Annotated in this window: 10 protein-coding genes; 7 read left to right on the forward strand and 3 right to left on the reverse strand. The window is 63.0% G+C overall.

Going from position 1 to position 12330, the window contains the following annotated elements:
• Positions 1-62: 62 nt before the first annotated feature.
• A complete protein-coding gene (locus tag AC6I6L_RS06305; protein ID WP_497916887.1) occupies positions 63-1826 on the reverse strand; it encodes a hypothetical protein in 1764 nt (587 codons plus the stop codon).
• Between the two features lie 383 nt (positions 1827-2209).
• Between AC6I6L_RS06305 and AC6I6L_RS06310 the strand changes: the two genes are divergently transcribed.
• Together AC6I6L_RS06310 and AC6I6L_RS06315 are read left to right on the forward strand one after the other, a co-directional pair.
• Positions 2210-2710, forward strand: coding sequence for a YfcE family phosphodiesterase (locus tag AC6I6L_RS06310; protein ID WP_497916888.1), 501 nt, complete (start codon positions 2210-2212; stop codon positions 2708-2710).
• Positions 2711-2821: 111 nt separating this feature from the next.
• Complete coding sequence (locus AC6I6L_RS06315; RefSeq protein WP_497916889.1) at positions 2822-4519, forward strand: sensor histidine kinase; 1698 nt, start codon at positions 2822-2824, stop codon at positions 4517-4519.
• Between the two features lie 134 nt (positions 4520-4653).
• Here AC6I6L_RS06315 and rio1 read toward each other — a convergent pair whose 3' ends face one another.
• Positions 4654-5523: a serine/threonine-protein kinase Rio1 gene (gene rio1, locus AC6I6L_RS06320; RefSeq protein WP_497916890.1), complete on the reverse strand. Its 870-nt coding sequence runs from the start codon at positions 5521-5523 to the stop codon at positions 4654-4656.
• 209 nt (positions 5524-5732) lie between these two features.
• On the opposite strand from rio1, the gene AC6I6L_RS06325 reads away from it, so the two are divergent.
• The 5 genes from AC6I6L_RS06325 (at position 5733) to ligA (ending at position 10808) form a co-directional block, all read left to right on the forward strand.
• The gene (locus tag AC6I6L_RS06325; protein ID WP_497916891.1) at positions 5733-6158 is read left to right on the forward strand and encodes a 2Fe-2S iron-sulfur cluster-binding protein; all 426 of its coding nucleotides are present in this window, start codon (positions 5733-5735) and stop codon (positions 6156-6158) included.
• Positions 6159-6292: 134 nt separating this feature from the next.
• Positions 6293-7741: a selenium-binding protein SBP56-related protein gene (locus AC6I6L_RS06330; RefSeq protein ID WP_497916892.1), complete on the forward strand. Its 1449-nt coding sequence runs from the start codon at positions 6293-6295 to the stop codon at positions 7739-7741.
• A gap of 8 nt (positions 7742-7749) precedes the next feature.
• The gene (locus tag AC6I6L_RS06335; RefSeq protein ID WP_497917101.1) at positions 7750-8133 is read left to right on the forward strand and encodes a 2Fe-2S iron-sulfur cluster-binding protein; all 384 of its coding nucleotides are present in this window, start codon (positions 7750-7752) and stop codon (positions 8131-8133) included.
• Positions 8134-8234: 101 nt separating this feature from the next.
• Positions 8235-8564, forward strand: coding sequence for a DUF5789 family protein (locus AC6I6L_RS06340; protein ID WP_497916893.1), 330 nt, complete (start codon positions 8235-8237; stop codon positions 8562-8564).
• A 141-nt stretch (positions 8565-8705) separates the two neighbouring features.
• The gene (gene ligA / locus AC6I6L_RS06345) at positions 8706-10808 is read left to right on the forward strand and encodes an NAD-dependent DNA ligase LigA (RefSeq protein WP_497916894.1); all 2103 of its coding nucleotides are present in this window, start codon (positions 8706-8708) and stop codon (positions 10806-10808) included.
• 410 nt (positions 10809-11218) lie between these two features.
• Here ligA and AC6I6L_RS06350 read toward each other — a convergent pair whose 3' ends face one another.
• On the reverse strand, positions 11219-12247 hold the full coding sequence (locus tag AC6I6L_RS06350; protein WP_497916895.1) for an ArsA family ATPase: 1029 nt from the start codon (positions 12245-12247) through the stop codon (positions 11219-11221).
• Between the last annotated feature and the right edge of the window lie 83 nt (positions 12248-12330).

Consider the following 12330-nt stretch of genomic DNA (forward strand, 5'->3'; position numbering starts at 1 on the left):
GCAGGGTGTCGAAAAAATGAAACAGCAACGGGGTATCGGGCCGGCCGTCCCCTCTTGGGGGGTTACGTCTCGCCCCAGATCCGCCGTCGCAGAGCCACTATCCAGTCATCGTCGGCCGTAGCGTTTGCCCACCGATTTCCCGGGCCATCACTCTCCGTATCGGTTTCGTCGTCGGTTCCATCGTCCGTTCCACCGTCGTCGGTTCCATCGTCCGTTCCACCGTCGTCGGTTCCATCGTCCTCGTCTAGCCCGAGCAACGCGTCGATATCCTTCCAATCGTCACCGTCCGCACCCTCGAGGGGATACCTGTCGAGGTTCGATTCGAAGTCATCGACGCGCGCCTCGGCGTCGGCCTCGTCCTCGATCGTCACGTCGAGGAGGAGGTGATCGAAGGTCCAGGCGTGGGTCTCGCCAGGCTCGACTCGGCCCGCCGCTTTGTCCCCCTCTGTCCACATCAGGTCCTCGTCGACGATCGACCCGTTGTACTCGATTGCCTCGAAGGGGCCCGCCTCGATCTGGAGGAAATAGTCGACGTCGGTATCGCTCGTGTTTTCGACTTCGTAGGTGTATTCGCCGCTGACCCCGTCGTCTTCTGTTTCGTCGTTCCCGTCGGATTCGGCTTCCTCCTCAGGCTCCTCACCATCGTCACTCCCGTCGTCGGAGATCTCGTTCGTACTCGTGTTGTTCGAGGCGCTGCTTCCGGAGTGGAGCTGAAGGTCCGTCGAACAGGCCTCGAATCGGCATCCGGTAACGACCTGACCGCCACCGCTGGCTGTGTCGTCGAAGCCGACCGACAGCGATCGGAACGTACAGTCGCTGATCGTGTTGGTATCGGTCGTCGTGTTCGAGTGAGCGTCGATCCCCTGGCCGGCGTCCGGTCCTTCGAACAGACAGTTGTCGATCTCCTGCCCGTAGATCTGGAAGCTGCCGTCGGGTGCGAACTCGATCGCCCCGTGGGTTTCGGTGCCGCTGACGTAGAACTCGCTGTTTTCGAGGCGGTTGTTGCGATCGTCGATGAGCAACAGCGACAACAGCGGCGCGCTGCTCGGGACGTTCCGCGAATCGAAGACGCAGTCGCGGATTACGGTGCCCTCACACGAGTGCTGGCGGACGGCCATGCCGTTCCAGCCGGCCCCGTTGTAGTAGGTGGGGCTGTCGAAGACGCAGTTTTCGATGCGGCCGCCGCCCATCACGTTGTCGAAGTTGATCGCCGCGTACGTCGAGTAGCGGAACGTGCAGTTCGAGACGGTGATGTTGTACTTCGCCCCAGTATTCCGCGGATCGCCGACCATCGTCGAGTAGACCTGGTTACTCGTGCCGACGAACTCGAATCCGTCGAGGGTCCAGTCGTTGCTGTTCTCGATGAGGACGGCGTTGTGATCCGAACTGCCGCTTTCGGACATGTTCACTTCGATCGTCGCGCCACCGCGACCGTAGAGATTCACGTTATCCCGCATGTGAATCACGTTGGGCGCGTTGATCACGTAGGCGCCGTCGGCGACGACGACGTTGCCCGAACTGATCCCGTCGATTGCGGTTCGGACCGCGTCCTCGAATCGGCTCTCGGTCGCGACGGTACTCCCGCCTTCGCCGTCGTCGACGTAGAAGGTCCCGCCGCTTTCGTAGACGAACCGATCGATCATACTCGGCTGTGCAGCACCGTTGTGACCGTCACCGTCCGCGGCGGTAACGGTACTGGTGCCGAGTGCAAGGCCGCCGAGCGCCGCGGCGGTCCCCGCACCAGTCGCTTTCAGCCAGTTACGACGGCTGAGCGTGTTCTCGTTCAATATACTGTCGTCTGCGTCGGACTTTCGTTCGCGTGCCATTAGTCCAGGCTCATGAAAGAAACAGAGTCCTATAAGTCTTTTTTGTAAGATGGTCAAGTTTATCTGGCTATTATGTTATGCTTGTAAAGAAATACTGATTTTACTGACTCTCATGAAAACTGGTATTTGAAACGAAGTTTGCGGACGAAACGCGGGGAAGACCGGCGCACGGACCGGAAGGCGTTCCGTCGGTTAATGAGGGGGTTTCGCGAAATCTCGCTCACGCTCACGGAACGCGGAGAGTGCGCCGCGGAATCCGGCGAACGCACGTCAGCGCAGATTTCGCGTCAGCGCGAAACGCCCGTCAGTACGACCACGACCGCGCGCTCGTCGGGAACCGAGTACCCACACGTTATTTGAGTGGGTACCGAACCAAACACCCGATGCAGATCGGGATCATTTCGGACACGCACGACAACGTCGCGGCGATCGAAGCGGCAACGGCGCACTTCGAGAAAACAGGCGTCGAGGTCGTCGTTCACTGTGGCGACTTCATCGCACCCCTGATGGTGCCGTATTTCGACGGCTTCGAACTCCACGGCGTTCTCGGGAACAACGATGGCGACGCGGGAAATCTTCAGGCAGCATTCGACGCGCTGGGCGGCGAGAGCGAACTCCACGGCCGGTTTGCGAGCCTCGAATTCGACGGCTGCTCGATCGCAGCGCTCCACGGTGAGTCGATCGATGAAGTACGAGCGATCGCGGCCGGCGAGACGTACGACTTCGTCTGCTACGGCCACCATCACGAACGCGAACACTCCGAGGAAGGTCGAACGACGGTGATCAACCCCGGTGCCCACGTTCTGCCGAGTTCCGAGCGCGATCGATCGGTTGCGGTTCTCGACACCGAAACCGAATCCGTTTGGTTTCACGAGATCGGATAGTCGGTGACGGCGCCCCGTTACGACGGTCGAACACATCTCCTTAATGTATTGTCATAAAGTCATATAATTCTATACAATATATACATATGTACGCGAACATGAATAGAGACAATGAGTAGCGCGGAACAGTCGATGGCATTTCTCCTGTTGATCTGTACTGTTCCGATCGCCGGTGTTACCGCGTACGCGTATCGCAATCGGGAGAAGCCGGGTGCCCGCGGATTCCTGCTCTGTACGATCGGAATGGTCGGCTGGTCGATACAGCTCGCACTACTCACCTGGCCCGCACAGATACTGCCGGTGTTCGTCAATACGACGATTCGACATTTTTTCCAGTACCTCGTGATCTTCGGATGGCCGCTGTTCGTCTGGGAGTACGTTCGACGGGATCGTATCGCCGTGAGCCGATCGGTCCTCGCTGTGCTTCTGGCCGTCCCCGTGGTCACGGTCGTACTCACCGCGACGAACCCGTGGCACTACCTCGTACTCGGCCCGGAGACGCCGGTCAACCCGTCGGGCATCAGTGAGTTCGTCCTCGGACCGTGGTATCTCGTCCACATCGGATTCGCCGTGACGCTCGTGATTATTCCCGCAGGGGCACTCGCACAGGATTTGCGCTCCGCAGTGGGAGACCACCGAAGGCAGCTACTCCTCCTCCTCGGGGGGTGGGCGATCGGCTTCCCCGGCGCACTCAACACCCATCTGTTCCGAAACGTCGATTCGATCCCCGCCTACGTCGATCTGACACCGATCCTGTTTCTGGTCACGACCGTGCTCTGGGGGCTCGCCCTGTTCAGGTACCAGCTGTTTGCCCTCGTCCCGGTAAGCAGACGGAAGGCCGTCGAAACGATGACGGATCCGTTACTCTCCGTCGATACGCGGGGAACGATCGTCGACGCGAACCCGGCGGCACAGACCCTCTTCAACGACGGTGGGGACTGCATCGGCAAGGACATCGCGGACGTCTGCCGGGACCGTCCGGCGATTCTCGCAGAATACGAACAGCACCGATCGACCGGAACCGAAGTGAGCGTCGAGGCAGGCGGTATTGTCAGACACTTTTCGATGGACGTCCGCCCCGTCGAGCACGGGTCGACCGTTACCGGCTCACTGCTCGTATTGCGCGACATTACGGAACTCAAGGAGCGAGAACTGGAACTCGACTTGCTCAAACAGGTGCTCTCGCGCGTCTTCCGGCACAACATCAGGAACGAACTGACCGTCCTCCGCGGACACGCCGCGTTCATCCGGGAGCGATCGGACGACGGACACGAGGACCACGCACACGAAATCATCGAACACAGCGATCGCATCCTCAGACACAGCGAGAAGGCGCGAGAACTCGAGGCGATCATCGACGCCGACACGACCGACACGCCGGTACAGGTCGGAACGGTCGCTCGACGGTACGCCGACTCCTACGCCAGCGGGGACCCGGACGTTACAATCGACGTTCAGGTGCCGTCGGAGCTAGCCGTCAACGGCCACCCGAGCCTCGCCAGGGCGATCGAAGAACTTGTCCAGAACGCGATCGTCCACCACGACGGGATGGGTCCAGTCCGAATCGAAATCCGATCGACGGTGACGGACGACCGCGTCTCGCTCACCGTGGCCGACAACGGGTCGGAGATCGATCCGCAGGAGATCGAGACGCTGTACGCCGGCGAAGAAACCGATCTGCAACACGGGTCGGGGATCGGCCTCTGGATGGTCGATCTCATCGTCCGGAAATCCCGTGGCTCGCTGCGAATCGACACCGACGAAACGCTCGGCGGCGCTCGCGTTCGGATCGACCTTCCGCGGTCCTGATACGGTCTGTTGTAATTCGGTACCGGTGATCGCCGCCCCGGTTGTGCGATCACCGGTAACACGGTACAATAATCCGTATGAGACGGTCAGTACCGACGGAATTGGGAGAAAATCGGCCTGTCGATCGGCGCGACCTACGGCCGCGACGGGTCCGGCTCCGGATCGGTGACGAACTCCAGCAGTTCGTCGGCGTCGGTGTCGAGGCCTTGCCGGCCGAAAAACGTCGCGACGTTTTGACAGTCGCGTTCGAGGAAGCCTCGGCTGTTTGGGTGGTGGACGGTAACCGCCTGGCCGACATCGATGATGACGAGTTGCCCTTCGTGGAAGACGACGTTGTACTCGCTCAGGTCGCCGTGGATAATCCCGGCTGAGTAGAGCCGACGCATGTACTCGCGCATGACGCCGTAGGCGGTTTCGGGGTTCTCGATGTGAACCTCACCGAGGCGTTTCGCACGGCCCTCCTCGTTGCCGATGTACTCCATGACGAGGACGTTTCGCTCGGTCGCGATCGGTTCGGGCACCCGAACGCCGGCCTGCCGCGCGCGTTCGAGGTTCGCGAGTTCCTTCTTGGTCCAAGCGAGGACGACGTCTTTCTTTTTGCCGCCTAACCCCTCGAAGCGCGGGTCGCCCTCGAGATAGTCACGCATCTGCCGAAAGTTCGAGGCGTTGATCCGGTAGACCTTCACCGCGACCTCGCGGCCGTCACCCTGTGCGTGGTAGACGTTCGCCTCTTTGCCCGTCGAGAGCGGGCCGCCGAAGGCCTCGACGTAGCCGTCCTGGACGAGTTTGTACAGCGCCGCCAGTGTCGCGTCGTCGAACACCGACTGCTCGACTTTGAACTGGTCGGCGTCCTTGATTCGCTCCTCGAACTGCTCGAACTTTCGATCGCGCTTGCGGGCGATGCGATCGGCTTCAGTCTCCGAAACGTCGATCTCTTCCCACTCGTCGCCCGGGGTCTCGACCTCGCTCTCGTCGACCAGTCCGTACTCCGTTCCCTGTCCCATCTGTTCTGTCGTAGGAACTCTGGCGGGTAAAGTACTGGGTATCGTTCACACGCGAGTGTCGCTCGCGCAGTCCCGACGGCTGCCGAACGGTCGGCCAACCGCTCGCACAGCCCCGACGAGTGCCACGGGCAGCCTTTTCTCGCCATCCATCATAGGGACGGTATGACGACGAGAAGAGCGAGCACGCACCACTCGAAAGGGGTCTTCAAATGACGGACCACGACGTGACGCTCGAGTGGCCGAACGGTCGCCGCGAAACGGTGACGGTTGGCTCCCGGGAGACGGTACTCGACGCGGCGCTACGAGAGGGGATACGGCTCCCATCGGACTGTCGAAAGGGAACCTGTATAACCTGCGTTGGGCGGCTTCGATCCGTCGACGACGGCTCCGCGATCGACGAGCGCGAAGGGACGGACGAAAGGGACGGGACCGGCGAGGTGAACGGGACGGACGGGATCGACGAGTCGATCGACGCCGCGCTCGCGTTCGACTACCGACGCCAGCCCGAAGCGCTTACGCCGAGCGAGCGGGAGGACGGGTACGTCCTGCTGTGTGTCGCTATGGCGCGGGCGGACTGCCGGGTCGCCGTCGGGCCGATGATTCGCGCCGAAGTCGGGGACAGTCCCTGGGCGTAATCTGTACGCCGTCGCCGCCGACGTCGGTTGCGAAACGACGATCCGTCCAGCCATCATCGACTCGCCCGGCATCCCCGTCGACTCGTCCCGCATCCCCGTGCGGTATTATGTACCCGATCGTGGTAGGCCGGCCCATGAGTGACGCTGACAGTGGCGGCCCAGAAACGGGACCGGCACACGACCACGATCACCACGGCGACCATGATCACTACGACCACGACGGTCCCGGCTACGCGACGCCACAGGCCGCGATCGAGGAGGGCGACCGGGAAGAACTCGCCTACGTCATGAGCCTCTACACCGGCACCGACGTCGACGCGTCGGATTTCGTCGCCGTCGTCGATCTCGATCCCGACTCCGAGACGTACTGCGAGATCGTCGATCGCGTCGAGATGCCCGAGCGCGGCGACGAACTCCACCATTTCGGGTGGAACGCCTGCTCGTCGTCGTGTCACGTGGAGGGACTCGAGCGGCGACACCTGATCGTCCCGGGGCAGCGATCGTCGCGAATTCACGTCATCGACGCGAAAGACCGGCGAAACCCGGAACTGGTCGAGGTAATCGAACCCGAGGATGTCTTCGAGTACGACCTCTCGGCACCGCATACGGTCCACTGCGTGCCCGACGGCCAGATCCTGATCAGTATGCTCGGGGATGCTGACGGCGAGTTACCCGGCGGGTTCCTCGAGATCAACGACGCCTTCGAGATCGAGGGCCGGTGGGAACCGCCGGGCGAGATCGAGATGAACTACGACTACTGGTACCAGCCGCGCCAGAACGTCATGGTCTCGAGCGAGTGGGCTGCACCGAAGACGTACTACCCCGGATTCGACCTCGACGACGTCGAGGCGGGCAACTACGGCCAGCGACTCCACGTCTGGAACTGGGAGGATCGGACCGTCGAGCAGACGATCGATCTTGGCGAGGAGGGGCTGATCCCCCTCGAAGTTCGGTTCCTCCACACGCCCGAATCGACCCACGGGTTCGTGGGGGCGGCGCTCTCCTCGAACGTCTTCCACTTCTGGCGTGAAGACGGAGCCGAAGGAGGCGACAGCGACCAGAGCGAACCGTATCGCGCCGAGAAAGTGATCGACTTCGAAGCCCGCGAGCATCCCGACTGGGACATGCCAGTGCCCGCGCTACCGACGGATATCCTCATCTCGATGGACGATCGGTACCTGTACGGCTCGAACTGGCTCCACGGCGAACTCTGGATGTACGACATCTCGGACCCCGCGAACCCCCGGCGAGCCGACTCGGTATCCGTTGGCGGCCACTTTGGCGAGATTCAGGAAGTCCAGGGGCGCGACATTTCTGCCGGCCCGCAGATGCTCCAGCTTTCCCTCGACGGGGAGCGTCTCTACTGGACCACCTCCCTGTTTTCCTCGTGGGACGACCAGTTCTACCCCGAGGAGGGCGAGCGCGGGTCGGTCATGCTGAAAGCCGACGTCGACCCGCGGAAGGGAACCATGGAACTCGACGAGGACTTTCTCGTCGACTGGGGAGAGTTGCCTGAAGGACCGGCCCGCGCTCACGAGATCCGGTGGCCCGACGGCGACTGCACCAGCGACGTCTGGCAGTGAGTCGCGAAATGCCCAGCTACGAGGTGACTCTCGATCGAGTGGGCGGCCCGACCCGGACCGTCACCATCGAGGAGGGTGAAACAGTGCTCGAAGGGGCCGAGCGAGCCGGCGTCGCGCTCCCCTTCGGCTGTCGAACCGGTGCCTGTGGCACCTGTGTCGGGCGCGTACTCGACGTCGATGGTAACGACAGTGACGAACACCGCGCGGCAGGTGACGACGACGAAATCGACATCGCTGATGCGTTCGCCTATCACCGCGCACCCAGGGCGCTGAAGCCACGCCACCGGGAGGACGGCTACGTGCTCCTGTGTATCGCCTCGCCGCGGACGAACTGCCGGGTCGCCGTCGGCTCACGGGTGCAGACCGAACTGGTCGAAAACCCCTGGAAGTAGTGGGGACGCTCCAGGTACTCAACGGTGATTCCCGCCGACGCTGATAGGTCGGACAATCACGAACGCCGTTTATGACGATCGATAGTGTAGGATGTGTCGCAATGACTGACCCGTCTAACAGCAGCCACGACAGAGCCCTCGGAATCGAATTCGGTTCCCTCGCCGACCAACTCGACCAACACGAGTATCCGGCGACGTGTTCGGAACTGGTCGACGCCTACGGGGGCGCAGTTCTCGAATTCCAGAACGGCGAACAGACGCTCGAAGAGGTGCTCCAGACGGCTCGCGACGAGCGGTTCACTTCGGCAGACGATGCTCGTTCGGCCATCTTCGGCAACGTCTCCGAAGGCGCGATCGGACGAAAAGGATACAGCGATCGAACGCCGCCGGCACCCGGCGAGCAAAGCGAAGAACCGGACGAATCCTTCTGAGCGTCGATTCGACCCACGATACCCGCGACCGGGCTGATCTCGTCCCCATCGGGAGATGGGACGTCACTCGTGTGATCGGCCATCAGCACCCATTTCGATCAGTACGGTTAACCGAACCGACGGGATACACTCGGATGAGCAATGTCTCTCGCCGACGAGAACGCGGACGACGAGAATCCGTATCTCCGCGAGCCACAGACCGACTTCGATCCCGTGGAGACGCTTTCCGAATCCGAGGCCGAGCGACAGGTCGCGTTCCTCCGCGAGGCAATCTACGAACACGATCGACGCTACTACGTCGAGAACGACCCCATCATCGCCGACCGGACTTACGACGCACTGTTCGATCGCTTGCAAAAACTCGAAGACGCCTTCGACCTGAGCCACCCCGACAGCCCCACGCGGAGCGTCGGCGGCGAACCGATCGAGGAGTTCGAGACCGTCGAGCACGTCGCCCCGCTGCTCTCGATCGACCAGAGCGGCGAGGCCGCGGACGTACGGGAGTTCGACGATCGCGTACGTCGGGAGTTGCGGACCGGCGGTCACGACGAGGACGTGGAATACGTCTGCGAACCCAAATTCGACGGCGTCTCGATCGAGTTCGTCTACGAAGACGGCAGCCTCGAGCGGGCGGTCACGCGCGGCGACGGCCGCGAGGGCGACGACGTAACGCGAAACGCCCGGACGATCGGCTCCGTTCCCCAGCGTCTCCACGGCGACTATCCCGACTTCCTCGCCGTCCGCGGTGAGGCCTACATGCCAAAAGACGCCTTCCAGGCGCACAACCGCAAGCGCATCGAACGCGGCGAGGAGCCGTTTGCAAACCCGCGTAACGCGACTGCGGGGACGATCCGCCAACTCGATCCACAGATCGTGGCCGAGCGCCCCCTCGATGTCTTCTTTTTCGACGTGCTCGACGCCAGCGACCTCGAGGACAGCCACCGCGAGGAACTGGCATCCTTCCCCACGTACGGCCTGCGGGTAAACGATCGCGTCGAGACGGTTGGCGATATCGACGGCGCAATCGACTACCGCGACCGTCTGCTCGAGGAGCGAGACGACCTTCCCTACGAAATCGACGGCGTCGTGATCAAGGTCGACGACCGCGAGGCCCGCGAGCACCTGGGTCGAACCGCCCGCCACGATCGGTGGGCGTTCGCCTACAAATTCCCCGCCCGCGCGGAGGTGACGACGATCGCAGACGTGGCGGTCCAGATCGGGCGCACGGGCCGGGTGACGCCCGTCGCCCTGCTCGACCCGGTCGACGTCGGCGGCGTGACGGTCTCGCGGGCGAGCCTGCACAACCCCGAGGAGATCGCCGTAAAGAACGTCAACGTCGGCGACACCGTCCGCGTCCAGCGCGCGGGCGACGTGATCCCCTACGTCGAGGAGGTCGTCGAAAAGGGGAGCGAGGGCCATTACGAACTCCCCGATACCTGCCCCGTCTGTGACAGCCCGATCGAACGCGACGGCCCGATGGCGTTCTGTACGGGCGGGTTGGCCTGTGACGCCCAGCTCCGGAGGTCGATCGAGTACTACGCGAGCGACGACGGCCTCGATCTGGAGGGGCTGGGCGAAAAGAGCGTCAGCCAGCTGGTCGACGCGGGACTCGTCAGCTCGATCGCGGACCTCTACGAACTCGATCGCGAGTCGCTAACCGAACTCGACGGGTGGGGCAAGACGAGCGCCGAGAACCTGCTGTCGGAGATGGAAGAGAGTCGCAGCCCCCCGCTTTCGGACTTCCTCTCCGCGCTGGGGATTCCCCACGTCGGACCCGCCACAGCCCGCGAACTCGCCCGCGAGTTCGGCACGTTCGAGGCGTTTCGCGAGGTCGCAGCGAACGAACCCGAGCGACTCGAGGGCGTCGACGACGTCGGCGAAACCGTTGCCGAGACGATTCACGAGTTCTTTCGGAGCGAGGCAAACGCCGACGCGGTCAGGGCGATCCTCGATCACGTTTCGCCCCAGGAGGCGGACATCGAAACCGGCGGCGACGAACTCGATGGCCTGACGTTCGTGTTCACCGGCTCGCTCGAGGGCGTCACCCGAAGCGAGGCCCAGGCGATCGTCGAAGCCCACGGCGCGAACGCGACGGGAAGCGTCTCCGGGAACACGGACTACCTCGTCGTCGGTGACAATCCCGGCCAGACCAAACGCGACGACGCTGCCGATAGCGACGTGCCGATCGTCGACGAGAGCGAGTTCCGGGACCTGCTCGCGGAGTACGGAATCGACCTCGAATGAGAGCACGGGATCGACATCGACAGATGGCTCTCTGAATCGATACGCGAGCCCGCAGAACCCGACGGAATTGACCGCGAGCTATTTCACTCGAACCAGTCGATCGCACCAGCACTCCGGACAACCGGTGTCGTTCGTGTCGGCCGTACACCCACAGTTTGCACACTCGTATACGGCGGGTTCTCGAAGTCGATACAACCGTCCCAGGTACGTCTCGATGGATTTCACGTCGATCGCGTAGCGTGCCAGCTACGGTGGGATAGAGCGAGGAAATCGGTATAAGCTTCGTGGTACGTCTAGATAAACAGACAGTCGTTACAGTGATACGTTCTCGATCGAGTGACAGTGGCGAGGGCGTCTCCGAAATCGTCCGAAGCCGCCCCTCTATGGCACCTGCTCCTCCCGAGTGGTGACTACGCCGGCACCTGATCCGCGACCGCGGCGACTGCCTCGCTGCCCTGCACCTCGCCCTCGAGTTCCGGCAACGTCACGATCTCGAAGTCGGGGAACGTCTCTCGGATCTCCGCGACCCGGCGTTCGTGGCGCTCGAAACGGGACTGACAGCGCGAACACCCTTCCTCTGGGTCTTCGAAGACCCGGTTGACGACGAGTCGATCGATCGACACGCCGGCCTCGCGCAGGCGATCGACCAGTCGCTCCGACTCAGCGATGGCCATCCCCTCGGGGTGGGTGACGACCCGAAAGGCGGTTCGATCGGGATCGACGATGAGTTCGCGAGCGCGTTCGAGTCTGGCCTGGAACGTCTCGAGGTCGTCCGCACTGCGATCGCGTCCGGTCATCATCGACATCGGCCCGAAGACGGCGCTGCGGGCCGCGGTGCCGATGCGTCGCGCCTGGCCGGCCAGCGATCGGGTCGTCTCGAGGGCGAGTCCCATCACCTCGGGCATGTCGAACAGCCGGAGCGTGTGGCCCGTCGGCGCGGTGTCGAAGACGACCACGTCCCAGTCGCCCTCGTCGACGTACTCGACGAGCAGGTCGAGCGCGGCGAGTTCGTCGCTCCCGGCGGGTGCCCCGGCGGCGAAGATCCGTTCGACCTCCGCGTCGCTGAGGGTGATGCCGGCGCTACGGAGATCTGCGGCGAGCGCCTGCGCCAGTTTCTCGTAGCGCTCCTTTCGCACGTCGGGATCAATCTCGACCGCCCACAGTTCGCCCGCCGCGCCAGTTCCCGCCGGCGACTCGCCCGTTTCCGGCTCGTCCACCCCGGCGACGTCTCGGGCCGTTCGAGCGCCGTCCACCACGTCGTCGAGTCGCGTCGGCTCGGGACCGATCGCGGCTCCGAACGAATCAGCTAGCGAGTGCGCGGGGTCGGTCGAGACGACCAGCGTCTTCCGACCGTCGCGGGCGAGTCGAACAGCGGTCGCCGCCGCACAGGTTGTCTTGCCGACGCCGCCTTTGCCGCCGTAAAAGATGCAGTCGGTCACACCACCAGTACCAGCGACCGCTACCTAAGCGTCCCGCCAAACGTAACAGAAATCGACAGCCATCAGGATCGCCAACGGCGATC

It is taken from the genome of Halosolutus sp. DAT137, assembly GCF_059736405.1.